Here is a 24128-nt window from a genome sequence, read left to right as displayed (position 1 = left end):
TCCGCTGGGCCGGTTGCCGTAGTGGCGGTGGAGGCCTTCCGTCGTACCGGGTAGGGGACATTCATGGATCAGCGCGACAGTCAGCGACGGCGGGACCCGCACCAGTACCCGCAGGACGGCACACCGATCTACGACCGTCTCCTCGCCGAGTGGCAGGCGGCGGCCCGACGCGACGCGGCTCCGCCGGGTGGCGTGGAGGCCGGGCCGCCAGGCGCGGGCGGCCTCGTTCCCGGGGCGCGCGTTTCCGGCGAGGGAGCGCGGGGCTGACATCGAAACGTCGAACTTACGCCGGATCAAACCCATTTGAGTGGAATCGCGGAACCGAACCCTCCGTATGAGGTTGATCAGTACGTTCCAGAACGGGACGCTCCGAAAGGTGAAGCGTGATGAAGAAGATGATGGCCGGCGCAGCAGTGGCCGTGTCCCTGGTCGGCGTCTCGGCCGCCGTGGCCCCCTCGGCCATGGCGATCGGGAACGAGGGGGGCACCACGTCGGTCAACGGCAACGGTGCCGCGGACTCGTTCGGCAACAGTGTGACCCGGGGCGACGGCAGCCCGCAGGCCCAGCTCGTCCAGGGCTCGCTGAACAAGCTCTGCGTCGGAGCGCCGGTCAAGGCCAACGTGGGTGCGCTCGTGGGCATCCTCGTGCCGGTGGCGGTCCAGGACGTCAACGTCCTGCACTCGCCGCAGAACCAGCAGTGCGCCGACAACTCCACCCAGGCCAAGGGCGACGAGGCCCTCTCGCACCTGGTGAACGGCATTCCGGTCCTCTCCGGGAACGGCGTCGGCAACGGCTGATTCCGGACACACACCGCGGGCGGCCCGGAGGTATCGGGCCGCCCGCGGTGCGTGGGTGAGGTCCCTGAGCGCGCAGATGACCACCGCCCCACTGGGGCGGTGGTCATCTGCGTGGCGGGGGTGGTCAGCCCAGGCTGCGTACCGGAAGGACGCAGTGGGCGGAGCTCGCGATGACCTCCGGGTCGCCCGCGAACAGGCGCAGCTCCTCCTCGCCCACCGGGAGTCCCGGGGCGCCTTGCGGCCAGGGGCGGGTGGCGAACATCGCGTGTACCTCGCCCTGTTCGGTGGCGGCCGCCAGCCACTGCGGCGGTACGGGGTACTGGGCGGTGAAGTGAGGCAGTGTCAGGACGGCCTGGCCTGCCTGGACGAGGAGCTTCACCGGGAGGCCCGGCGTCTCGTCGGCGCGCACCGGGGCGCCGCCGGCCGGGAGTCCGCAGCGTCCCAGGGCGATGCGCATGGCCGCCTCGCCGACGGCGGGTCCTTCCGCGCCGTCGCCCAGCGAATAGGCGAGCAGGAAGGCGACGTCGTGTCCGCCGTGGGGGTGCTCGCCGCTCCAGCCGATCAGGGTGAGCGTGCCCAACTGGGCCTGGGTGAACGTGCCGGTGGCTGTCTGGGGGGAGGTCATGTCCGGCACCCTAACCGTCCGCGACCGGTCGATCTCCATGTGTATCACTCGATCGAGGGAGAGCCTGTGATATTTCGTCCGCAGCACCTGAACCGCCTCCGCTCCGGCCGGAATGAAGACCCGTGATTAATCGGTTGACGCCGCCCGGCTGCCGCGGGCTATCGTGTGCAGCGTTACGGACCGCGGGGAAAGACCGCCGGTCCCGGACCGTGCGTGAAACCGGAGGTGAGGACATTGATGACTGTCGCTGCGATGGGCGCTGCCCACAAGCCGAAGAGCATCGTTCCCACCCCCGTGGCCGCCGGCTGACCTACCTCAAGAACCTCTGCGCCGCAGTGCGCACTGCCGGGGCCACCCTGTGAAGGGTTTCCCTTGTCTTTCCCGTCTTCCTCTCCTTCTTCCTTCTCCACTCTTCAGGGCTCCTCGTCGTCGCACCCCCTGTCCGCCTACGGCTGGGACGACGGCTGGGAGGCCGAGTTCGCCCCGTACGCCGAACAGGGGCTGCTGCCGGGACGCGTGGTGCGGGTCGACCGTGGGCAGTGCGACATCGTCACCGCGCACGGCACGGTCCGCGCGGACACCGCGTTCGTCGTACCCCGTGACCCGATGCGGATCGTCTGCACGGGCGACTGGGCCGCCGTCGACCCCGACGGCGACCCGCGGTTCGTCCGTACGCTGCTGCCGCGGCGCACCGCCTTCGTCCGCTCCACCTCGTCCCAGCGCTCCGAGGGACAGGTGCTCGCCACCAATGTCGACCACATCGCCATCTGCGTCTCGCTCGCCGTCGAGCTCGACCTGGGGCGGGTGGAGCGCTTCCTCGCGCTGGCCATGTCCAGCACCGGCGGTGACGCACTGCTTCGCGACGGGGCGGGGGGCGGCGGAACCGCCGAGACACTCGTCGTCCTGACCAAGGCCGACCTGGTCCCGGACGCCGTCACGCTCTCCCACCTCGTCCAGGACATCGAGCGGCTCGCGCCCGGCGTGCAGGTGCTGCCCGTCAGTTCTGCCACCGGTGAGGGCGTCGACGTGTTCGCCGCCATCGTCTCCGGCGGTACGAGCGTGCTCCTCGGGGCCTCCGGCGCGGGCAAGTCGACCCTTGCCAACACGCTCCTCGGGCACGACGAGATGGAGGTGCGGGCCACCCGCGACGTGGACGGCAAGGGCCGGCACACCACCACGACCCGCAACCTCCTGGTGCTGCCCACCGGCGGGGTCCTCATCGACACCCCGGGACTGCGCGGTGTCGGCCTGTGGGACGCGGAGACCGGAGTCGGCCAGGTCTTCTCGGAGATCGAGGATCTGGCTGAGCAGTGCCGGTTCCACGACTGCGCCCACGAGGCCGAACCGGGGTGCGCGGTGCTCGCGGCGATCGAGGACGGATCGCTGCCCGAACGGCGCTTCGACAGCTACCGCAAGCTGCTGCGCGAGAACCAGCGCATCGTCGCCAAGACCGATGCCCGGGTCCGGTCGGAGATCCTGCGCGACTGGAAGCGCAAGGGAGCCGAGGGCCGGGCCGCCATGGACGCGAAGCGCGGCCGGGGGCGGTAGCCGGAGGGCTCTGGGCCTCTCGCCCCGACCGCGCCGGAGCGAGAGGCTCTGGTCAACGTCCGAAAACCGCGAGTGCAGTGGTGCGCGATGCCGCACACTGGACGGTGTGATGGACGAAGAGACCAGATACGAGGCGGTGAGCAGCCGCGACGCGCGATTCGACGGGGAGTTCTTCTTCGCCGTCGAGACGACCGGCATCTACTGTCGGCCGAGCTGCCCCGCCGTCACCCCCAAGCGCAAGAACGTCCGCTTCTACCCGACCGCGGCCGCCGCCCAGGGCAACGGCTTCCGGGCGTGCCGGCGCTGCCGTCCGGACGCCGTGCCCGGCTCCGCGGACTGGAACGTCCGGGCGGACGTGGTCGGCCGCGCCATGCGGATGATCGGCGACGGCGTGGTGGACCGGGAAGGCGTCCCCGGTCTCGCCCACCGGCTCGGCTACAGCTCGCGGCAGATCCAGCGGCAGCTCAACGCCGAGCTGGGCGCGGGACCCGTCGCCCTGGCCCGCGCCCAGCGCGCGCACACCGCGCGGGTCCTGCTCCAGACCACCGCGCTGCCCGTCACCGAGATCGCCTTCGCGGCCGGTTTCGCCAGCGTGCGCCAGTTCAACGACACCGTCCGGCAGATCTACGCCCGCACCCCGAGCGAGCTGCGCACGGAGGCGGGAACCGGGCTCGGCGCCGCGGTCCGGGAGGGGCGTACCACCGGCATCCCGCTGCGGCTCGCACACCGGGGGCCGTACGCGGCCCGTGAGGTCTTCGATCTGCTCGCCGCCGAGACGGTCGCCCGGATCGAGGAGGTCAGCGGGGAGACCGGAGCCCGGACCTACCGCCGCACCCTGCGACTGCCGCACGGCACGGGCGTCGCCGACGTGGACGAGCGGTCGGCCGGCAACTGGCTGGAGGCCCGCATCCACCTCACTGACCTGCGCGATCTGACGACCGCGGTGCAGCGGCTGCGCCGCCTCTTCGACCTGGACGCCGACCCGTACGCCGTGGACGAGCTGCTCGGCGCCGATCCGCTGCTCGCGGCGGGGGTCGCCGCGCGCCCGGGGGTGCGCTCGCCCGGTACGGCGGATCCCGAGGAGTTCGCCGTACGGGCACTGGTGGGTCCGGCGGCGGCCGGGGAGCTGGTCGAGACGTACGGGAAGGTCCTGGACGTGCCCTGCAGCGGGCTCACCCATGTCTTTCCCGAACCGGGCGTCCTGGCCGGCGCGGTGTCCGACCCCGCGCTGCGGGCGCTCGCCGTCGCACTCGCCGACGGTGAGGTGCGGCTCGACGCGGGCGCCGACCGGGACGAGGCCGAGCAGGCACTGCTGCGGCTGCCCGGCATCGGCCCGGCCACCGCGGCGCTGATCCGGATGCGCGGTCTGGGCGACCCCGATGTGGACCCGTACGGAACGCCCGGCTCGGAGCGGTGGCGGCCATGGCGCTCCTACGGCGTACGCCGCGCGGATGCCCCGGACCGGGTGCCCGCGTAACGGGATCAGGCCGGCAGGCCCCAGCTCGGTGCGGGTCCGTTCGCCGCGACCGGGCGGACGGTCAGGTCCGGGCGGTCGCCGGCAGCGGTGATCAGCACCGATTCGCCCTTGCGCAGCCGGATGCGTACCGCACCGCCGTCATGCTCCTTGTGGGCCAGGGGGCGTCCGTGCCGGTCCCGCACCTCGATGGCGCCCTCGATGCCGTGCCGTACGACGCAGGGAGCGCCCGCCTCGCTCGTCAGCCGCACCCAGCGTGTCCGGCCGCCTTCGCGCACCGCGCTGAGCAGGAAGGCGCCCTGGGTACGGAAGTCGTGGACGGTCAGGTCCTGCCAGGCGGCAGGCAGGGCGGGGAAGACTCTGATGGTGTCGCCCCAGGACTGGCAGACCATGTCGTGGAGCGACTGGGCGGCCGACAGCGGGGTCTCGATGACGGGGCCGGACTCCTTGTACATGGTGTTGGCCTGGATGAACCGGCTCATCAGCTGACCCAGGTATGCGAGCGCGTCGTCGCCCTTGCCGAGCAGCGCCGACATGGAGGCGGCGCCGGTGAAGGTGTAGCCCTGCAGTGCGCCCTCGAAGCCGACCCAGTGGGCGAGGGACTTCTCGATCAGGGCGCGTTCGGTGTCGGTCGCGCCGGTGACCTCGTACAGCGGGTACACGGCGAGCATGTGCGAGTAGTGCCGGTGGGACTTCGCGAACGGGACCCCGGCGCCGATCATGTAGCCGTTCTCGTCGACCGGGTACGGGGCGAGCCGGGCCAGCACCTCCTGCCAGCGGGCGGTCAGCGGATCCTGGACGTCCAGTTCGCGTGCCGAGTCGAGCAGGGTGCGGCACCCCCAGCGCAGCAGCATCAGGTCGTAGTTGCAGTCGGGAGCGTTGACGCCGTACTCGGGGGAGAAGGTCGCCGGGAGGTGCAGCTTGCCGTCGGCACCCGGGGTGAGGAAGTGCAGGTAGTAGTTGACGGCCTTGCGCAGCAGCGGGAAGAGGGTGTCGCGCAGGACGGATCGGTCCATCGTGTGGCGGTAGGAGAGCCAGACGTTGTGCAGGGCCCAGGTCAGGTTGCCGACCTCGGGGGTGGGCGGGTCCTGGCCGGGGATGCCGACGCCGTAGCCGCCGTCGGCGACCGCGGCACCGTTGACCAGTTGCGGGTCGGTGGTGCGGGGGATGCCGGCGGAATCGGCCCGGTAGGGGGCGGCGACCTCGCGGGAGAGCTGCTCGCGGAACTCGCTCAGGGCCCGGGTGACGGCGTCGAGCTCCAGGTGGTTGGAGCCGTGGATCAGCCAGTACTCCAGCTGGACGTTGAGGTTCCACCAGGTGTTGGGCCACGGCGTGGGCTCCAGCCAGGGGCCCGAGGTGGCCATCACGGGGGCGTCCTTGCGCGCGGCCGACGCCGTTTTGTAGAGCTGGATCCAGTAGAAGCGCTGTAGCCGGGCATCGGGCAGCGACAGGAAACTCCTGCGGTAGAAGCGGTCCCACCAGGCGCGGTGAGGGGCGGCGAGCAGGGGGTACGGAAGGGCGGAGGCGGCCGTGACCGTACGTAGCGCGCGTGCGCGGGCGGTGTTCCCGGGGTGGGAGTGCGTGACCGTCGCGTACAGGGTGCGGGCGGCGCCGCGTGTCCGCTCGCGCCAGGCGGTGACGTGCGCACCGCCCGCGAGCAGCGACTGCACGGCCGCAGTCGTCCCGCCGTGCTCCTCGACGACGGCCGGGGGGTTGCCTGTGTAGCCGTCCGGCAGCGGCTTGAAGGCGGCCCGGGGACTGATCGCCTCGGCCGGGTGGAAGACCCAGCGGAAGTCCTTCTCGCCGGCGCTCGGGGTCACCTCGACGGCCAGCACGTCACCGGTGGACTGCACGAAGGCGCGGAGCGTGAGGGTGCCGGCCGACGTGGTGACGGTGCCCTGCAACTCGGCGGTGTGCAGCCGCATCCGCCAGTCGACGCCCGTGATGGTGCCGGCCGGCTCCAGGGTGAAGTGGCCGATCGGGAGCCGTGCCAGGCCGAAGAGCGAACCGAACTCGGGCCGATGGTCCTGGACCTCGGAGTGCTGGACGTTGAAACGGATCGCCGTCGTCTCGGCGCCGGGCTCCGCGTAGATACCGGAGCCGAGCCGGCCGTTGCCCAGGTACGGGCCCTCGTACCAGGTCTTCGGCATCCTCTGCCAGCGCAGGTCGGCGTCGTCGAGGACGGTGTTCCAGCTGTCCGCGGGGGAGTGCACCACGACGGGGGCGGCCGAAGGGGCTGCGGCCTGGGCGGGAACGGCGGCGCCGCCCACCACGAGGGCTCCGCCGAGCGCGGTCCCGGTGGCGAGAACGCTTCTGCGGGAGGGGGAGGGCCGGGAGGGGGAGGGCGAGGAATCGGTGTGGGGGGAGGAGGCGTGGTCCGGTGCTGTGGGCAAGGAATCTCCTGGCGATTCGTACGCGGACAGGGCATCAATTCATCCGAGCTATGTCTTCACGGAACGTAGACTTGAGCTTTCTGTCCGTCAATAGGGTGCGAGAGATCCGATGTGTTTCTCTCTATGTGATCTGACTTCGCCTACGTGATGACTGCGGTGGGCGTCAGCCCCAGATCACCGCGCCCAGCCAGGCCCCTGCCACCAGCAGGCACGCGAACAGCTCGACGAGCACGGAGTAGCCGGTCGCCCGCATCACCGAGCGGACCGATGCCCAGCCGGCCCCGCGACTGCCCAGCCGCAGTCGCTCGGCCCCGTAGATCACGCCGACGTACCCGGCGATCGCTCCGACCACGGGGATCACGAAGAATCCGGTGATGGCTCCGATCCCGCCGAGCATCAGCGTCCGCCGCGGCGCCCCGGACTCACGCGGGCGGCGCGGTGGCAGGAGCGGTTTGAGCGCCTGGTTCAGCAGCAGCAGTGCCGTGGCCCCGATCAGGATCCCCCAGGCGGCCGGCGTCATGTCCGTCAGCGCCCACCACAGGACGGCGGCCCAGACGATCGCCTGCCCGGGCACACCGGGCACCAGCACGCCGATCAGGCCGAGCAGCATGACCAGACCGACGGCGACGAGCTGCCACACACTCATCTGACCAGCCTGCCGGAGTCCGGCCGGTCCCGCCCGTCGTCGGAGCCCGCTCCGAGCCCGTAGGCGCAGCTCAGAGGCATGACGTCGGGGTCGCCGGGCCGCTCAGGGCCGGGGTTCGCGGGCGACCCAGCCCCGCTCGTACGCATGCCAGCCCAGCTGGAGCCGGGTCGACACCCCGGTGAGCTCCATCAGGCCCTTGACCCGGCGCTGCACCGTCCGCAGCCCCAGATCCAACTGTTTCGCCACGCTGGCATCGGTCAGGCCGGCCAGCAGCAGCGACAGGACCTCCAGATCCGTCGGATCGGGACCCGTGGTGTCCACGTGGACCCGGCCGCTCTCGGCGAGCCGCAGCGGCATCGCCTCGCGCCACACCGCCTCGAAGAGCCCCGTCAGCGACTCCAGCAGTCCCGATTCGTGCACCACGAGCGCCGCGGGATCCGCGCCGCGACGGGTCAGCGGCACCATCGCCATCGCCCCGTCCGCGACGACCAGCTTCGTCGGCACCCGGTCCACGACGCGGCACTGCTCGTCGCGGCCCATCGCCGCCGACAGCTCCAGAATCCCCGACGGCAGTCCCAGCACCTCGCGCTCGACCACCACCCGGAACGACACCCCGCGGGTGGCGGCCTGCTCCTCCGACTCGTTGTCGAGCCCGCTGACCGCGACCGGGTTCCCGGTGACGAGGGCGCACACCTCACTCGTCGCGCCCAGCTGCAGCTGATGGAAACGGTGGGCCACGGCGCTCGCCCCGGTGACCACCTCGACCAGATCGTGCACGGCGGGCTCGGCGGCGTCCACCCGGTACTCCTCGGCCAGCAGCACGGCCGCCAGCTCCGCCTGTTCCAGCTCGTGGCGCTGCTGGGTCAGCAGAGCCCCCAGCGCGACCCCGGGCGGCGCCGCCACCCAGCGCCCCGTACGGGCCGACGACTGGGCGGCCAGCCCGTGCTGCTCCAGCCGCCGCAGCGCCCGCTCGGTGTCCCGTTCGGGCAGTGCCAGCCGGTGCGCGAGATCGGAGACCTCCGCGGCTCCGACCGCCACGAGCGCGCGGTAGGCCGACTCCTGTGTCTCGTCGAGACCTATGGCTCCCAGCATTCCTGGACCCCTCCCGGCCGCGTGGCTTCCCTGTCGTGTCGTACTGCTCGGCCGACTCGCCGTGGCGGAAAGCGGCCACGGCGTAAACCCGCCGTGGCACATCATCGCTGCACCGCCCGTCACTCTGCCAATGTGGCGCCACCGCAGCACCAACAACCTCCGGAATGCGGGCTTTTGCGTCCGTCCGTTCCGGTTTCACTTGGGGAGAGCGATGCGTCCGATATCGCGTACGGCACTGGGGGCGGCCACCGCCGTCGTCCTTGCCGTCACGGTGATCGCACCGTCCGTGGCAGCGCCACAGGACGACGCGACCGTGAACAGACCGCTGACCGGCAGTGCGGCTGCGGCCGCCAAGGGGAGCCGGCCGGTCACCGTCACCCTGGTCACCGGCGACAAGATGCTGGTGAGCACCGACAGTTCGGGGAACGCCTCGGCCACCGCCCTGCCCCGCGAGGACGGCACGGTGCCTCTCGTGCAGACCCGGCGCTCGGGCAAGGACCTGTACGTGTACCCGGACACGGCGGTCAAGGCGCTCGCCGAGGGCACCGTCGACGAGGAACTCTTCAACGTCACCGGACTGATCCGCCAGGGGTACGACGACGCGCACGCCGACTCCGTACCGCTGATCGCGACGTACTCCAACGACACCGCACGCAGCGCGCCCGTCACCCCGCGCGGCGCCGAGCGGGGCCTCGCCCTCCCGGCCATCGACGGAGTGGCGCTCAAGGCCGACAAGAAGCAGACCGCCGGATTCTGGTCGGACGTCACCGGCACCGGCCGGTCCCGTTCCGCCGCCGGGCTGAAGAAGCTCTGGCTGGACCGCAAGGTCGAGGCCAGCCTCGACCGCTCCACCAAGCAGATCGGCGCCGACCTCGCCTGGGCCGCCGGCTACGACGGCAAGGGCACCAAGGTCGCCGTCCTGGACACCGGCGCCGACGCCGAGCACCCGGACCTCAAGGGCCGGATCACCGAGTCGAAGAACTTCACCGACTCCGACACCACCGACGACCGCCAGGGCCACGGCACCCACACCCTCTCCACCGTGGGCGGCTCCGGAGCGGCCGGCGGCGGGAAGAAGAAGGGCGTCGCACCCGGCGCCGATCTGCTCGTCGGCAAGGTGCTCAACGACAGCGGTTCCGGCGACTCCTCGTGGATCATCGCGGGCATGCAGTGGGCCGTCGACCAGAAGGCCGACGTCGTCTCGATGAGCCTGGGCAGCCAGACCCCCACCGACTGCACCGACCCGATGAGCATGGCCGCCGAGGAACTCGGCAAGAGCAAGGACACCCTGTTCGTCATCGCGGCCGGCAACTCGGGACCGACGCTCAACACCGTCTCCTCGCCCGGGTGCGCGCCCAGCGTGCTGACCGTCGGCGCCGTCGACCGCGACGACTCCACGGCCCAGTTCTCCAGCCGTGGACCCGCGATCGTCTCGCACACCCTCAAGCCCGAGATCACCGCCCCCGGCGTCGACATCTCCGCCGCCGCGGCAGGCGGTCGCGGCATCTACGCCTACCAGTCGATGTCCGGTACGTCGATGGCCACCCCGCACGTCGCGGGCGCCGCCGCCATCGTCAAGGAACGCCACCCGGACTGGACGGCCCAGCAGGTCAAGGCGGCCCTCGTGTCGTCCGCGAAGAGCGACATCCCCGGTGACGTACGCGAGACCGGCGGCGGCCGGCTGGACGTCAAGGCCGCCATCGACACCACGCTGACCGGCGCACCCGCCGTGCAGGGCGGCACCTTCAACTGGCCGCAGGACAAGACGGACCGCACCACCGTGCAGATCCCGTACACCAACACGGGCGACAAGCCGGTGAAGCTGTCGCTCGCCCTCCAGAGCGTCACGGGCAACGACGGCTCGGCCGTCCGTTCCTCCGTCGCCGCACTCGGCGCGAAGAGCGTCACCGTGCCCGCCGGAGCCAGTGTCGAGGTCCCGCTGAAGCTCGACCCGACCGCGAAGCTCCAGGACAGCCAGTACGGCGACGTCACCGGCAGGGTCCTGGCCACCGCCACCGGCGGCGTCAAGGTCTCCACCCCGTTCTCGCTGTACGTGGGCGCCGAGACCATCACCCTGCGCGTCAAGCTGATCGACCGCAACGGCAAGCCCGCCACCGGCTCGTCCTCGCTCGACGTCATCGGAACCGACACCGCCACCGGCGAACGCCGCTTCAACGACGGCTCCACCGACCAGGTGTACGAGGTGCGCCCCGGCGCCTACTTCGTCTCCAGCTTCATCGTCTCGGCCGACCCCGAGGACGCCACCGGCACTCTCGCCAAGTCGGTCGGCTACCTGGCCCGGCCGCAGCTGAACGTCACCAAGGACACCGTCCTGGTGCTGGACGCCCGCAAGGCGCACCGGATCAAGCTGAAGACCGAGGACCGGGTCACCGAGACCCGCAGCGGGACCCTGGCCTTCGGCCGCAGCTGGGACGATGTCTGGCTGCACTCCGGGTCCATCGCCGGCAGCAGCGTCGTCAAGGACTATCTGGTCGACATCCAGGGCAAGGCCCAGGACGGTGACTTCGAGTTCGACAGCTTCTGGCGGGCGTACGCCCCGCAGATCGAGAAGCTCGCGGTCGTCGGAGGCGCCACCCTGCACCCCACCCCCGCCTCCTACGGCTCCGTCAACCTCGACGGCACGGGGCAGGCCGCACTCGTCGACGCGGGCACCGGCACGCCCGACGAGCTGAAGGCCGCCGGCGTCTCGGGGAAGATCGCCCTGGTCCGTGTCGAGGACGGTGCTCCCATGGCCGTCCAGGCGCGCGACGCCAAGGCTGCCGGCGCCGTGGCGGTCATCGCGCACCGCCCGTCCGCCGGCCCGTGGAAGCCGTCCGTCGGATACGGTGCGGCGCCCCTGCCCTCGCTCGGAATCCAGGCGGACGAGGCGGCCGACCTGGCCGCCGCGCTGGCCGCCGGACCGGTGAAGCTGAGCTGGAAGGCCACCGCGTCCAGCCCGTTCGTCTACAACCTGGCCTTCCCCGAGACGGGCACCGTCACCTCGGACCGCACGTACAAGGTCAAGGACAGGGCGCTCAGCACGGTCGAGTCCACCTACGAATCGATGGGCGTGAAGACCGACTTCGTCGATACCCTGCTCGTCGCCAGCCCCTACGGCGCCAGGTACGGCGTCGGCGCGTTCGACAGCCTGCCCGCACCCGGAAAGCGCACCGAGTACTACTCGGCCGGCGACAGCAGCTGGCAGCAGGGACTCTCCTCAAGCTTCCCGTGGGGCGAGTTCATGATGGACAAGTTCCGTACGCACAAGGCCGGTTCGAAGCGCTCGGCGAACTGGTACCGGGGCGTCATCGTCCCGTCCGCGCCCCGCGACGACCAGGGCGGGGAGATGCTCGCCGCCGAACGCCAGGACAATCTGATCGGCGTCGCCCCGGGCTTCTGGAGCGACAGCGAACACGGCGGTCTCCAGGGCTCCTTCGGCGACATGGGCAACATGCGGCTCACCAGCGGCGGCACGGTGCTCGGTGAATCCGGCTGGCCGTCCGGGGTGTTCACCGTCCCGGCCGAGGACGCCGCGTACGAACTCAGCATGATGACCATGAAGTCGGGTCAGCCCGCCGCCGTGTGGAAGCGGTCGACGATGACGCAGACCACCTGGAAGTTCCGCTCGCACCGGGACGAGAACGTCTACTCCCAGGGAATCCCGCTGCTCTTCCCGGGCTACGACCTGCCCTCGGACGGCATGAAGACCCTGGCGGCGAAGGACGGTCAGACCATCGGCCTGAGCGTCACGGGCCACGCCGGCTACACGCCCGGCAAGCTGACCGCGGCCAAGGTCTCGTACTCGTACGACGGTGGCGAGACCTGGACCGAGGCCATCACCGCACAGCAGGGCGGACGGTGGACCGCGACCGTGAACCACGCGGACGCGGCCGGCAAGCCGGTCACCCTGAGGACCGAACTGAAGGACGCCAACGGCAATTCCGTCATCCAGACCGTGACCGACGCCTACGCCGTGCGCTGACGTCGCGTCACTCGAACCGGTCCGCCGGGCGTCCTTCCCGTGGGGGGGTGGGGCCGCCCGGCGGACCTTTCGTGTGGTGCCCTTCGGCCAGTATTTCCGGATGTCCCGTTTTCGCGCGGCCTCCGCGGTGGACAATAAGGGCATGAGTCAGCAGGGGGAGAGGCCCGCCGCCCACGAGGACGACTGGTGGCGCAGGCTGTACGACGAATCCGCCCCGGACACCGGGGCGAGCCAGGCTGCCGACAGTCTCGACGACCGCTTCGACTCGGCATCGGATGCGGTGGGGCCCGACGGCGATGAGGTGTACGAGGCCGCGGCCGCGGTGCCCGAACCGAGGGCGGCGACGTCCGCCGTCACCCGAATGGCGGACGACTCGCCGGCCCCGCCGCCGCCCGAGCCGACCATCCGCGCCCCGTGGGAGCCACCGGCCGGCCCACCACGCCCCCGCACCTTCGCGGCCCCGCCTCCGCCGCCTCCGCCGCCTCCGCCTCCGCCGCCTCCGCCTCCGCCGCCTCCGCCTCCGCCTCCTCCGCCCCCCGCCGATCCCCGCATAGTGCAGGGCTACCCCACCGGGCAGGAGGCCGAGGCGCCGCCCGTCGTGTCCGGCCCGCCCGTCGTGCCGGACGGCGAGGTGCCACCGCTGCCCAGGCGCCCCGTCGTCGAGCGGCCCGAGGACGACCCCTCGGCCGACCGCGCCCCCGTCCCGGAACCGGCCGCCCCCGTCCCCGGGACGCCGGCGCCGCGGCCCCCGGTCGTCCACGTGGGCCCGAGGCCGCCCACGTACGACGCCGAGCCCACCGCGCTGCCCGCGAGCGACCCGCGCGAACTGGACGGCCTCGTCGCCGACACGGTGCTCGACGGCGCCCGGTACGGCACGTACACCCTGCGGGCCGCCTCCGTACGGGGCGACTCCGCCCGCTTCCGGGGCGAACTCCGGCGCGACGCGCTGCTCACCGCACGGTTCGGCGCCGCGGAGGGTGCGCTCGTCCTGGTCGCCGTCGCGGGCGGCGACCGGTCGTCCGAGCACGCGCATCCGGCCGCGGCCGACGCCTGCCGCTGGATCGGCGAAGCCGTCGGGCGCAGCCACGCCCGCCTGTCCGACGACATAAGAGCGGGTCGCCGGGGCGACCTCAAATCCGGGCTGCAGCGGCTCACCGACCGCAGCTACGGCAAGCTGCGTGCCCGCGCCGCCGAACTCGGCCGGGAACCGCACGAGTACACGGCGGGTCTGCGCTGCCTCCTGCTGTCCGCCGATCCCGAATGCCGCACCCGGGTCTTCTTCGGTGTGGGTGGCGGCGGGCTCTTCCGGCTCCGGGACGGCAGCTGGCAGGACCTCGAACCGATCGTGCCGCAGACCGGCACGCTCACCGGGGAGGCCGTCGTCGGCTTTGGTTCCGCCGCGCCCGAGAGCGGGCCGGACGGCGAACGGCTGACCATGGACCTGGGGATCACCACCGCCCCGTCGCCGTACGTGGAGGACCCGGTCCCGCCGCCCGCCGAGCCGTTCCGCTTCCGTGCGTCGGTCGCCCGGCCGGGCGACACCCTGCTGCTCTGCAGCCCTGGCCTCGCCGAGCCGCTGCGCGGCGAGCCGGCCCTGGCGGAGGAGCTCGCCGAACGCTGGGCACCCGCCGAGGCACCGGGCCTCGGCGCGTTCCTCGCAGACACCCAGCTCAGGGTGGCGGGCTATGCCGACGACCGGACGGCGGTCGGCGTCTGGGAGGCGTAACCGTGCGCGTCATGGGTTGATGGACTCCGGATAACCCGTCCCGCCGGGGTTTGGCGCCCCGGTATCAGGACAGCCGGACGTGCCAGGAGCACAGGCAGAGGGAGTGCGCACCCATGGCCAAGCAGAACGTGTCGGAGCAGTTCGTCGACATCCTCGCCCGGGCGGGCGTCAAACGCCTGTACGGGGTGGTCGGCGACAGCCTCAACCCGGTCGTCGACGCGATCCGCCGCAACCCGGACATCGACTGGATCCAGGTCAGGCACGAGGAGACGGCCGCGTTCGCCGCCGGCGCCGAGGCGCAGGTCACCGGCGAGCTGGCGGCCTGCGCCGGGTCGTGCGGCCCCGGCAACCTCCACCTCATCAACGGCCTCTACGACGCCCATCGCTCCATGGCCCCCGTCCTCGCGCTCGCCTCGCACATCCCGTCGAGCGAGATCGGCCTCGGGTACTTCCAGGAGACCCATCCCGAGCTGCTCTTCCAGGAGTGCAGCCACTACAACGAGATGATCTCCAACCCGCAGCAGATGCCGCGGCTGCTCCAGACGGCCATCCAGCACGCGATCGGCCGGGGCGGCGTCGCCGTCGTGTCGATGCCGGGCGACGTGGCCTCGCAGCCCGCGCCGGAGAAGTCCGTCGAGCATGCCCTGGTGACGTCGCGGCCCACTGTGCGGCCGGGCGACGCGGAGATCGAGAAGCTCTGCCGGATGGTCGACGAGGCCAAACGGGTGACGCTGTTCTGCGGCAGCGGCACGGCGGGCGCGCATGCCGAGGTGATGGAGTTCGCCGAACGGGTGAAGGCCCCGGTGGGCCACGCCCTGCGCGGCAAGGAGTGGATCCAGTACGACAACCCGTACGACGTCGGCATGAGCGGGCTGCTCGGCTACGGCGCCGCGTACGAGGCCACGAACGAGTGCGATCTGCTGATCCTGCTCGGCACGGACTTCCCGTACAACGCCTTCCTCCCCACCGATGTGAAGATCGTCCAGGTCGATGTGCGCCCCGAGCACCTGGGCCGCCGCTCCAAGCTCGACCTGGCGGTCTGGGGCGATGTCCGCGAGACGCTGCGCTGTCTGACCCCGCGGGTGAAGGCCAAGAGCGACCGAAAGTTCCTCGACCGGATGCTCAAGAAGCACGCGGACGCGCTGGAGGGTGTGATCAGCGCGTACACCCGCAAGGTCGACAAGCACGTCCCGATCCACCCGGAGTACGTGGCCTCGGTCCTGGACGAACTCGCTGACGAAGACGCGGTGTTCACCGTCGACACGGGCATGTGCAACGTCTGGGCTGCTCGCTATCTGACGCCGAACGGCAAGCGCCGGGTGATCGGTTCGTTCAGCCACGGCTCGATGGCCAACGCGCTGCCGCAGGCCATCGGTGCGCAGTTCACCGACCGGAACCGGCAGGTCGTCTCGATGTCCGGGGACGGCGGATTCACCATGCTGATGGGGGACTTCCTGACCCTGGTCCAGTACGACCTGCCGGTGAAGGTCGTGCTGTTCAACAACTCCTCGCTGGGCATGGTCGAGCTGGAGATGCTGGTCGCGGGACTGCCGTCGTTCGGCACGACCAACAAGAACCCGGACTTCGCGGCGGTCGCGCGGGCCTCGGGGGCGTACGGCGTCCGCGTCGAGAAGCCCAAGCAGCTGGAGAGCGCCCTCAGGGACGCCTTCAAGCACAAGGGGCCGGCGCTCGTCGACATCGTGACCGACCCGAACGCGCTCTCCATCCCGCCGAAGATCAGCGCGGACATGGTGACCGGCTTCGCGCTGTCCGCCAGCAAGATCGTGCTGGACGGCGGCGTGGGCCGGATGGTCCAGATGGCCCGGTCCAACCTGCGCAACGTGCCCCGCCCTTAGGGGACCCGGCGTCGGTGACGGGACGTCAGATGAAGGTGTCTGACGCCCCCTTGGCGACCCCTGAGCAATGTGACATATTACTGACGTGTTCACGAGACAGCGTTTCGACGTGGTCGTCGTCGGCGCCGGAGTGGTCGGTGCCGCCTGCGCGTACTACGCCGCCCGGTCCGGACTTTCGGTCGCGGTGGTGGACAGCGGACCGGTGGCCGGTGGCACCACCGGGGCGGGGGAGGGGAACCTCCTGGTCTCCGACAAGGTGCCGGGCCCGGAGCTGGACCTCGCGCTCCTGTCCGCCGCACTCTGGCGCGAGCTGGCCGAAGTGCTGCCCTCCGCCGTCGAGTTCGAGCAGAAGGGCGGGCTGGTCGTCGCGGCGGGCCCCGAGTCGCTGGCCACCCTGACCGTGACCGCCGCCGGGCAGCGGGCGGCAGGAGTCCGGGCCACCGCGGTGGCGGCCGAAGAACTGCAGGCGATCGAGCCGCACTTGGCATCCGGGCTCGCCGGAGGATTCCTCTACCCGCAGGACGCCCAGGTCCAGCCCGCCCTGGCCGCGGCCCATCTCGTCCGCGCGGCCCGCGATGCCGGAGCGAGCCTCCACCCGGGGCAGGCGGTCACGGCCGTGCTGACCGGACCGACGGGCGCGGTGCGCGGTGTACGGACCCGTGCGGGAGAGCTGTCCGCCCCGGCGGTGGTCAACGCGACGGGTGTACGGGGCGGGGAACTGGCCGCTCTGGCGGGAGTGGAACTGCCCGTGCTGCCGAGGCGCGGCTTCGTCCTGGTGACCGAGCCGCTGCCGCCGCTGATCAGACACAAGGTGTACGCGGCGGAGTACGTGGCCGACGTGTCGAGCGCATCCGCCGCCCTGCAGACCTCTCCCGTCGTGGAGGGCACACAGGCCGGGCCGGTCCTGATCGGCGCCAGCCGTGAACGGGTGCGCTTCGACCGGACGTTGTCCGTCCCCGTGGTCAGCCAACTGGCCGCTGCGGCGGCCGCGCTCTTCCCGGTGCTCGCCCACACCAGGGTGCTGCGGGCCTACCACGGCTTCCGCCCCTACCTGCCCGACCACCTCCCGGCGATCGGGCCCGACCGCCGGGTGCCGGGCCTCTTCCACGCCTGCGGCCATGAGGGGGCGGGCATCGGACTGGCGCCGGCCACGGCCGTGCTGATCACCGCCGCGATCCGCGGGGAGGAACCGGCCCTCGACCCGGAGCCGTTCCGTCCGGACCGGTTCGACGCGGGCCCCCGCCCCGGTTCCGACGACTGACCGGCAGGACCGGGGCCACCCGCTGCCTCCGGGGACGCGGTCCTGATGCGCCGCACGCCCCGAGAAGCCCGCTGACCCGTCCGGGAGCGTCCGGACCGCCCGACCGCCGACCGACAGAGCAGGAGCCCTGGTGAGACGTCCCCGCATACGTACGGCCGTACGGACCCCGGCCGGCCTGGCCGGTGCCGATCCCGGCCCCGGTTTCGAGATCACCTTCGACGGCCGCCCGGTCCGCGCCCTGCCCGGCCAGAGCATCGCGGCCGCACTCTGGGCCGCCTCCGTCCTCACCTGGCGCACCACCCGGGGGGCCGGACGGCCGCGGGGTGCCTTCTGCGGGATCGGATCCTGCTTCGACTGCCTGGCCACCGTCAACGGCCTCCCCAACCGGCGTGCCTGCCTGCTGCCCGCCCGCCCCGGCGATGCCGTCACCACGCAGGAAGGGGACGGTCATGCCGGTCCCGTCCGCTGAACCGTCCGCCGCCCGCCCCGAGCGCACCGAACTCGCGGTGGTGGGCGCCGGTCCCGCCGGGACGGCCGCCGCCGTCACCGCTGCCGACGGCGGACTCGATGTGGTCCTGCTCGACGCGGCGGACGCACCGGGCGGCCAGTACTACCGTGCCCCGGCACCCGGCCTCGGCGCCACCCGGCCCGAGCGACTTCACCACAACTGGCGGGAGTTCGAGGCCCTCGCCGCACGGCTCGACCGGCACCGCACGGCAGGCCGGATCCGCCATCTCACCGGCCACCACGTCTGGGCCGTCGAGCGGCGCGCAGCGGACTGGACCCTGCACGCGGTCACCGGGCCCGACGGCCGGGACGGGGCCTGCACGCTCGACGCCCGCCGGCTGCTGGTCGCGACCGGCTCCCACGAGCGCCAACTCCCGTTCCCCGGCTGGACCCTGCCCGGGGTCGTCGGAGCGGCCGGGGCGCAGGCCATGCTGAAATCGGGCCTGGTCCTGCCGGGCCGGCGGATCGTCGTCGCCGGCAGCGGACCGCTGCTGCAGGCCGTCGCGGTCTCCCTCGCCCGAGCGGGCGCCCGGGTGCCCGCGCTGGTGGAGGCCTCCGGCTACGCGGCGTACGGACGTGCGCCGATGGTGCTGGCCGCCGCCCCCGGCCGGCTCGCCGAAGGGGCTCGGCACGGTGTGGCGCTGGCACGCCACCGGGTCAGGCTGCTGACGCACCGGGCCGTCACCGCCGTCCACGGCACCGACCGGGTGGAGGGCGTCACGGTGAGCCGGCTGGACCGTGACTGGCGTCCACTGCCCGGGACCGGGCACCGGATCGATTGCGACACCCTGGCCGTCGGGCACGGTCTCGTGCCCCAGCTGGACCTCGCCGTCGGGCTGGGCTGCGCCACCCGGTGTGCCGCGGACGGATCGGCCGCGCTGGAGCTCGACGAGGAACTGCGCACCACCGTGCCGGGAGTATGGGCCGCGGGCGAGACCGGCGGTATCGGCGGCGTCCGACTCGCCCTGACCGAAGGCGAACTGGCGGCCCGCTCCGTGCTCGTGGACGCGCGCGGCGGCCGGGGCACGGCACGCACGGCGGCCCTGCGCCGGGCCCGGCGCAGGATGCGTGCGTTCGCCGAACTCATGGGCGCCGTGCACCGTCCGGGACCCGGCTGGACCGACTGGACGGCAGCCGACACCGAGGTCTGCCGGTGCGAGGAGGTCACCACCGGCGCCATCCGCACGGCCGTCGGGGAGCTCGGTGCCGGTGACAGCCGTACGGTCAAGCTCCTCACCCGGGCCGGGATGGGCTGGTGCCAGGGCCGGACGTGCGGATTCGCCGTGCGGGAACTCGCCGGCTGCGCAGCGGAGACCGGGGGTGCCGACCGGCGCCCGCTCGCCTGCCCCGTCCCCCTGTCCGTACTCGCCCGTGCCGCCCTCCCCGAGGACACGTGAGGACGCGCACCCCACCCCTCCGCATGTCTTTTCCCACCTTCGCCACACCTTCCAATGGAGCCCGCATGAAGACGAACCGCCCTGCACGCACCAGCCCCTGGCGAGGCGTCATGGTGGCCACGCCCCTCACCCTGCGCGAGGACCGGTCCATCGACTTCGACGCGTACGCCGCACATGTGCACGACCTCGTCGCCGAAGGATGCGACGGTGTGGTGCCCAACGGTTCGCTGGGGGAGTACCAGACCCTCACGGACCAGGAGCGCGACCAGGTCGTACGGGTCGCCGTCGAGGCGGCCGGGGACGGGGCCAGGGTGATGCCCGGCGTCTCCGCCTACGACAGCACCCAGGCGCGGCGCCGCGCCGAGCAGGCGGCCGAGGCCGGGGCCGGCTCCGTCCTGCTGCTGCCGCCCAACGGGTACCCGTGCGAGGACGGGGCGGTCCGTGCGCACTACGCGGAAGTCGCCTCCGCGGGCCTGCCGGTCGTCGCGTACAACAATCCGTACGACACCAAGGTCGACCTGACACCGCGGCTGCTCGCCCAGCTCCACGCCGACGGTTCCGTCGTCGCCGTCAAGGAGTTCAGCGGTGACGTCCGCAGGGCGTACGAGATCGCCGAGGAGGCCCCGGGGCTCGACCTGCTGGTCGGCGCCGACGACGTCCTGCTGGAGCTCGCCGTGGCGGGTGCCGTCGGCTGGATCGCGGGCTGCCCCAACATGCTGCCCGCCGGCTGCGTCGCGCTGTACCGGGCTGCCGTGTCCGGGGACCTGGACACGGCGCTGCCGCTGTACCGGCGGCTGCACCCGCTCCTGCGCTGGGACTCCAAGCCGGAGTTCGTCCAGGCCATCAAGGCGTCGATGGACATCGTCGGTCGGCACGGCGGCCCCACCCGGCCGCCGCGCATGCCGCTCGACGCCGGCGCCCTGGCCGCCGTGCGCGCGGCCACCGAGAAGGCGCTGGCCGAGGGCCTCGACTGAGAGAGGCCGGTCATCGGGGGTATCGCCCCACCCGTCAGCACACCAGACATCCGCCGGCCGGAGCGTCGTACCGGAACGGCCGGACGACCCGAGGGGGACACTTGCGCACGCGTCACATCTTCCACGCCGTCGACTCGCACACCGAAGGCATGCCCACCCGGGTGATCACCGGCGGCATCGGCACGCTGCCCGGCGCCACCATGGCCGAGCGCCGCGCCCACTTCATGGCGCACCGGGACGCGGTACGGACCCTGCTGATGTACGAGCCGCGCGGCCACGCGGCCATGAGCGGGGCGATACTCCAGCCGCCGACCCGACCCGACGCCGACTTCGGGGTCCTGTTCATGGAGGTCTCCGGCTGTCTGCCGATGTGCGGGCACGGCACCATAGGGGTGGCCACCGTCCTGGTGGAGACCGGCATGGTGGAGGTCACCGAACCGGTCACCACCGTGCGGCTGGACACTCCCGCCGGGCTGGTGAGCGTCGACGTCCGGGTCGAGGACGGCGCTGCCACCTCCGTCACCCTGACCAACGTCCCCGCCTTCAGTGCCGGACTCGGACTCACGGCGAAGGTCCCCGGCCACGGCACCGTGCCCTACGACCTCGCGTACGGCGGAAACTTCTACGCCATGGTCCAACTGGACGACTTGGGCCTGCCGTTCGACCGCTCCCGCAAGGACGAGTTGCTGGCCGCCGGGCTCGCACTGATGGACGCGGTCAACGCCGGTGACCGCCCGGTCCACCCGCTCGACCCCGCCATCCACGGGCTCAAGCACGTCCAGCTGATCGCCCCGGGCTCGGACGCCGTCCGCTCCCGGCACGCCATGGCCATCCACCCCGGCTGGTTCGACCGTTCGCCGTGCGGCACCGGCACCTCCGCGCGCATGGCCCAGCTCCACGCGCGGGGCGAACTGGCGCTGGACACCGACTTCGTCAACGAGTCCTTCATCGGTACGGAGTTCACGGGCCGGCTCGTCGCCGAGACGACCGTGGGAACGCTGCCCGCCGTCGTCCCCGCCATCACAGGGCGCGCCTGGATCACGGGGACCGCGCAGTACTTCCTCGACCCGGCCGACCCGTTCCCCGAGGGCTTCGTGTTGTGACCGTTGAGTCCGCAACGCACAACGTCACATTGTATTCTTGGGCTCCGCACGGTGCTGGAGGAACAGACATGGCCCGCCTGACGTCGCTCAACGTGATCTCGGCGCAGGAGCATCTGCGTGACCAGGTGGCGCACGCACTGCGGGCGGCACTCATCTCCGGCGAGCTGAAGCCCGGGACCGTGTACTCCGCGCCCGCGCTCGCCTCGGATTTCGGGGTCTCCGCCACGCCCGTCCGTGAGGCGATGCTCGACCTGGCCCGTGAGGGACTGGTCGAGGCCGTCCGCAACAAGGGTTTCCGGATCACCGAACTGACCGATCAGGACCTCGACGACTTCACCGAACTCCGGGCCATGATTGAGGTGCCCACCGTGGGCAGGATCGCGCGGATGGGCCTCACACAGGAGTTGGAGGCGCTGCGGCCCGTAGCGCTGGAGATCGTCGAGGCGGCCCGCCGGCACGACATCCTGGGCTATCTGGAGGCGGACCGCCGTTTCCATCTCGCCCTGCTGGCGTTGGCCGGGAACCGCCGGCTGGTCGAGGAGGTCGGCGAACTGCGCAAGCGCTCCCGGCTGTTCGGCCTGAACCGGCTGGCCGAGTCGGGGCAGCTGATCGCCTCCGCGCAGGAACACGTACAACTGCTGGACCTGGTGGTCGCCGGTGACGCCCCGGGAGCCGAGGCCTGCATGCTCGCCCATATGTCCCATGTCCGGTCCCTGTGGGCCGACGGCAGGCAGGGCGGGTCCGAGCGCTCCGGCGAGGCGCCCGAAGGGGTGTCGGCCGGCCAGGTCTGAGACCCTCGCGCGGTTGCCCGCGCCTGTGTCCTCCGTGAAGCCGCGGCGCGTTGCCGGTGCTCTCGCGCTCGGCGGTCAGGACGGCTGGACCTGGTCGAAGAGGGCGAGGGCTTCGGCTGGGTCCGGGCTCACGAGGCGGTCCAGACCGGCCGTCGTCATCTTCGCCCACCTGCCGGCCCGTGCCCACATCTGTTCCTCGAAGGCGCGGACGGTCGCGTCCAGATCTCCGGGGCCGGGGCCGGTGGCGATGGACTCGGCGAGTTCGGCGCCTTCCAGCATCGCGAGGTTCGCGCCCGCCCCCAGCGGGGGCATCAGATGGGCGGCGTCGCCCAGGAGCGTCACCCCGGGGACATGGGTCCAGGTGTGGGACACGGGCAGGACGTAGAGGGGGCGGTGGACGAAAGCGGTGCCGTGGCGGAGGAGGTCGAGGACAGGGGCGGCCCAGCCGTCGAACAGGGCCAGCAGGCTCGACCGCACGGCCTCGGCGTCGGTCAGGTCCAGGTGCGTGTGCCAGGCCAGCGGCGCACGGAACTGGGCGTACACCTTGACGTGGCCGCCGCTGTTGCGCTGGGCGACGAGCGCGCGGTTCACGCCGTACACGGCCAGGGAACCGTCGCCGATCAGACGCGCGAGGCCGGGGTGGCGGATGTCGACGTCGTCCAGGGAGGTCTCGACGAAGGTGACTCCGGTGTAGTGCGGCGTCACCGGCGAGACGACCGGGCGGACCCGGGACCAGGCGCCGTCCGCGCCGATCACGAGGTCGAACGTCTCCTGTCGCCCGTCCGCGAAATGGACCAGCACGCCGTTTCGGGTCCCCGGCACCACCTGCGTCACACCCTGCCCCCACCGGACGTCCAGAGGGCCGAGCAGCAGATCACGGAGTTGACGGCGATCGATCTCGGGATTGGCCCGGTCACCCGGACGAGGTTTCCAGTCGCGCAGGACGGTCCCGTCCGTATCCAGAATGCGCATCGCCTGCCCCTCGGGGCGGGACAGGGCCTGGAACTCCGTCAGCAACCCCGCCTTGTCCAGCGCGAGCTGACCCAGCCCCTCGTGCAGGTCCAGGGTGCCGCCGGGAGGGCGGGCGTCGGGTGCGGGATCGCGTTCGAGGACGGTGACGGGGTGGTCATGGCGGTGCAGGACGCGGGCGAAGGCAAGGCCTGCAGGGCCGCTCCCGACCACGGCGATTCGTTGTCTCATGTCGATACACTGTATTTTAACGATACGGCGTATCGCAACAGTACGATGTGACCATGACTGTGTGGGACCGGCCGGAGCCGCCGAATCGCCCTGTGCCGCTCGACCGGGAGCGGATCGTCGCCGCCGCCATGGCGCTGGCCGACGAGGGCGGGCTGGCGGCGGTGTCGTTGCGCAAGGTCGCCGCCCGCCTGGACGCCGGCCCGATGCGGCTGTACGGATACATCTCCACCAAGGAGGAGTTGTTCGACCTCCTGGTGGACGAGGTCTACGCCGAGATTCTCCCCGAGGAGGAGCCCGGTGACTTTCGGGAGGCGCTGCGCGTCCTCGCCCGCCGCACCAGGCAGGCCGCTCTCCGTCATGAATGGCTGGCCGACCTGCTCGGCGGCCGTCCGGCCCTGGGCCCGAACGGCCTCGCCGTGGCCGAGGCCACGCTGGCCGCACTCGACGGCCTGGCCGACGTCGACACCGTCATGCGCGCCGTGGAGACGGTCAGCGCCTACTTCACCGGCGCGATCAGGCGCGAGATCACCAACCTGCGGGCCGAGCGCGCCACGGGCCTGTCCGAGAGCGACTGGCAACGCGCCTCCGGCCCGCGTGTGACGAAGGCATTGGCCACGGGCCGCTTCCCGGCACTGGCCAAGGCCGTGCACGACGGCACGCACGTCGACGCCGAGGAGTCATTCGAGACCGGTCTGGACTGGGTTCTCGACGCCGTGGCTGCCAAACTCGCGGGGCAGAAGGCCTAGGAGTTGTCCC

General features: G+C 72.0%; 19 protein-coding genes. 14 read left to right on the top strand and 5 right to left on the bottom strand.

The annotated features are described in order from the left end of the window. Nucleotides 1-63: 63 nt before the first annotated feature. Nucleotides 64-267, top strand: a complete 204-nt coding sequence (locus OG912_RS03990) for a hypothetical protein (protein ID WP_327708202.1) — start codon at nucleotides 64-66, stop codon at nucleotides 265-267. A gap of 119 nt (nucleotides 268-386) precedes the next feature. Further along, on the top strand, nucleotides 387-797 hold the full coding sequence (locus OG912_RS03985; protein ID WP_327708201.1) for a rodlin: 411 nt from the start codon (nucleotides 387-389) through the stop codon (nucleotides 795-797). 124 nt (nucleotides 798-921) lie between these two features. Here the strand turns inward: OG912_RS03985 and OG912_RS03980 are convergent, their stop codons facing one another. Further along, the gene (locus OG912_RS03980) at nucleotides 922-1422 is read right to left on the bottom strand and encodes a DUF5949 family protein (RefSeq protein WP_327708200.1); all 501 of its coding nucleotides are present in this window, start codon (nucleotides 1420-1422) and stop codon (nucleotides 922-924) included. A 372-nt stretch (nucleotides 1423-1794) separates the two neighbouring features. Here OG912_RS03980 and rsgA point away from each other — a divergent pair, with 372 nt between their 5' ends. Both rsgA and OG912_RS03970 read left to right on the top strand, forming a co-directional pair. Continuing rightward, nucleotides 1795-2970, top strand: a complete 1176-nt coding sequence (gene rsgA / locus OG912_RS03975; RefSeq protein ID WP_327708199.1) for a ribosome small subunit-dependent GTPase A — start codon at nucleotides 1795-1797, stop codon at nucleotides 2968-2970. A 109-nt stretch (nucleotides 2971-3079) separates the two neighbouring features. Then, complete coding sequence (locus OG912_RS03970; RefSeq protein WP_327713332.1) at nucleotides 3080-4447, top strand: DNA-3-methyladenine glycosylase 2 family protein; 1368 nt, start codon at nucleotides 3080-3082, stop codon at nucleotides 4445-4447. A gap of 5 nt (nucleotides 4448-4452) precedes the next feature. Here the strand turns inward: OG912_RS03970 and OG912_RS03965 are convergent, their stop codons facing one another. From OG912_RS03965 to OG912_RS03955, 3 genes are all read right to left on the bottom strand, one after another. Continuing rightward, nucleotides 4453-6837 carry a glycosyl hydrolase family 95 catalytic domain-containing protein gene (locus OG912_RS03965; RefSeq protein WP_327708198.1) on the bottom strand — a complete coding sequence of 795 codons (2385 nt, stop codon included), beginning with the start codon at nucleotides 6835-6837 and terminating at the stop codon, nucleotides 4453-4455. Between the two features lie 163 nt (nucleotides 6838-7000). Continuing rightward, on the bottom strand, nucleotides 7001-7483 hold the full coding sequence (locus tag OG912_RS03960) for a DUF456 domain-containing protein (protein WP_326739629.1): 483 nt from the start codon (nucleotides 7481-7483) through the stop codon (nucleotides 7001-7003). Nucleotides 7484-7585: 102 nt separating this feature from the next. Then, a complete protein-coding gene (locus tag OG912_RS03955; protein ID WP_327708197.1) occupies nucleotides 7586-8575 on the bottom strand; it encodes a helix-turn-helix domain-containing protein in 990 nt (329 codons plus the stop codon). Nucleotides 8576-8786: 211 nt separating this feature from the next. Between OG912_RS03955 and OG912_RS03950 the strand changes: the two genes are divergently transcribed. The 9 genes from OG912_RS03950 (at nucleotide 8787) to OG912_RS03910 (ending at nucleotide 22172) form a co-directional block, all read left to right on the top strand. After that, complete coding sequence (locus tag OG912_RS03950) at nucleotides 8787-12557, top strand: S8 family peptidase (RefSeq protein WP_327708196.1); 3771 nt, start codon at nucleotides 8787-8789, stop codon at nucleotides 12555-12557. Between the two features lie 142 nt (nucleotides 12558-12699). Beyond that, on the top strand, nucleotides 12700-14283 hold the full coding sequence (locus tag OG912_RS03945; protein ID WP_327708195.1) for a protein phosphatase 2C domain-containing protein: 1584 nt from the start codon (nucleotides 12700-12702) through the stop codon (nucleotides 14281-14283). A gap of 113 nt (nucleotides 14284-14396) precedes the next feature. Then, entirely contained in the window at nucleotides 14397-16139 is a 1743-nt protein-coding gene (locus tag OG912_RS03940; RefSeq protein ID WP_327708194.1) for a pyruvate dehydrogenase, read from the top strand. A gap of 85 nt (nucleotides 16140-16224) precedes the next feature. Then, nucleotides 16225-17400 (top strand): NAD(P)/FAD-dependent oxidoreductase, encoded by a 1176-nt coding sequence (locus tag OG912_RS03935; RefSeq protein WP_327708193.1) that lies wholly within the window; start codon nucleotides 16225-16227, stop codon nucleotides 17398-17400. Nucleotides 17401-17530: 130 nt separating this feature from the next. Continuing rightward, nucleotides 17531-17869 (top strand): (2Fe-2S)-binding protein, encoded by a 339-nt coding sequence (locus tag OG912_RS03930; RefSeq protein ID WP_327708192.1) that lies wholly within the window; start codon nucleotides 17531-17533, stop codon nucleotides 17867-17869. Then, entirely contained in the window at nucleotides 17850-19304 is a 1455-nt protein-coding gene (locus tag OG912_RS03925; RefSeq protein ID WP_326739636.1) for an FAD/NAD(P)-dependent oxidoreductase, read from the top strand. The genes OG912_RS03930 and OG912_RS03925 overlap by 20 nt, the downstream gene beginning before the upstream one ends. 65 nt (nucleotides 19305-19369) lie before the next feature. Then, nucleotides 19370-20278 carry a dihydrodipicolinate synthase family protein gene (locus OG912_RS03920; protein ID WP_327708191.1) on the top strand — a complete coding sequence of 303 codons (909 nt, stop codon included), beginning with the start codon at nucleotides 19370-19372 and terminating at the stop codon, nucleotides 20276-20278. Between the two features lie 101 nt (nucleotides 20279-20379). Continuing rightward, a complete protein-coding gene (locus OG912_RS03915) occupies nucleotides 20380-21381 on the top strand; it encodes a proline racemase family protein (protein WP_327708190.1) in 1002 nt (333 codons plus the stop codon). A gap of 68 nt (nucleotides 21382-21449) precedes the next feature. Next, nucleotides 21450-22172, top strand: a complete 723-nt coding sequence (locus OG912_RS03910; protein ID WP_327708189.1) for a GntR family transcriptional regulator — start codon at nucleotides 21450-21452, stop codon at nucleotides 22170-22172. Nucleotides 22173-22247: 75 nt separating this feature from the next. Here the strand turns inward: OG912_RS03910 and OG912_RS03905 are convergent, their stop codons facing one another. Continuing rightward, entirely contained in the window at nucleotides 22248-23372 is a 1125-nt protein-coding gene (locus OG912_RS03905) for an FAD-dependent oxidoreductase (protein WP_327708188.1), read from the bottom strand. Nucleotides 23373-23425: 53 nt separating this feature from the next. On the opposite strand from OG912_RS03905, the gene OG912_RS03900 reads away from it, so the two are divergent. Beyond that, nucleotides 23426-24118 carry a TetR/AcrR family transcriptional regulator gene (locus OG912_RS03900; protein WP_327708187.1) on the top strand — a complete coding sequence of 231 codons (693 nt, stop codon included), beginning with the start codon at nucleotides 23426-23428 and terminating at the stop codon, nucleotides 24116-24118. Nucleotides 24119-24128 lie beyond the last annotated feature (10 nt).

This window comes from Streptomyces sp. NBC_00464, assembly GCF_036013915.1.
Taxonomy (GTDB): Bacteria; Actinomycetota; Actinomycetes; order Streptomycetales; family Streptomycetaceae; genus Streptomyces.
The sequence above is the reverse complement of the archived record's forward strand: the minus strand, read 5'-3'. Positions and strand labels throughout refer to the sequence as shown.

Coding starts and splice junctions, on each gene's coding strand:
- OG912_RS03990 (WP_327708202.1), top strand. CDS start 64: ATGGATCAGCGCGACAGTCAGCGACGGCGGGACCCGCACCAGTACCCG.
- OG912_RS03985 (WP_327708201.1), top strand. CDS start 387: ATGAAGAAGATGATGGCCGGCGCAGCAGTGGCCGTGTCCCTGGTCGGC.
- OG912_RS03980 (WP_327708200.1), bottom strand. CDS start 1,422: ATGACCTCCCCCCAGACAGCCACCGGCACGTTCACCCAGGCCCAGTTG.
- OG912_RS03970 (WP_327713332.1), top strand. CDS start 3,080: ATGGACGAAGAGACCAGATACGAGGCGGTGAGCAGCCGCGACGCGCGA.
- OG912_RS03960 (WP_326739629.1), bottom strand. CDS start 7,483: ATGAGTGTGTGGCAGCTCGTCGCCGTCGGTCTGGTCATGCTGCTCGGC.
- OG912_RS03955 (WP_327708197.1), bottom strand. CDS start 8,575: ATGCTGGGAGCCATAGGTCTCGACGAGACACAGGAGTCGGCCTACCGC.
- OG912_RS03950 (WP_327708196.1), top strand. CDS start 8,787: ATGCGTCCGATATCGCGTACGGCACTGGGGGCGGCCACCGCCGTCGTC.
- OG912_RS03945 (WP_327708195.1), top strand. CDS start 12,700: ATGAGTCAGCAGGGGGAGAGGCCCGCCGCCCACGAGGACGACTGGTGG.
- OG912_RS03940 (WP_327708194.1), top strand. CDS start 14,397: ATGGCCAAGCAGAACGTGTCGGAGCAGTTCGTCGACATCCTCGCCCGG.
- OG912_RS03925 (WP_326739636.1), top strand. CDS start 17,850: ATGCCGGTCCCGTCCGCTGAACCGTCCGCCGCCCGCCCCGAGCGCACC.
- OG912_RS03920 (WP_327708191.1), top strand. CDS start 19,370: ATGAAGACGAACCGCCCTGCACGCACCAGCCCCTGGCGAGGCGTCATG.
- OG912_RS03910 (WP_327708189.1), top strand. CDS start 21,450: ATGGCCCGCCTGACGTCGCTCAACGTGATCTCGGCGCAGGAGCATCTG.
- OG912_RS03905 (WP_327708188.1), bottom strand. CDS start 23,372: ATGAGACAACGAATCGCCGTGGTCGGGAGCGGCCCTGCAGGCCTTGCC.
- OG912_RS03900 (WP_327708187.1), top strand. CDS start 23,426: ATGACTGTGTGGGACCGGCCGGAGCCGCCGAATCGCCCTGTGCCGCTC.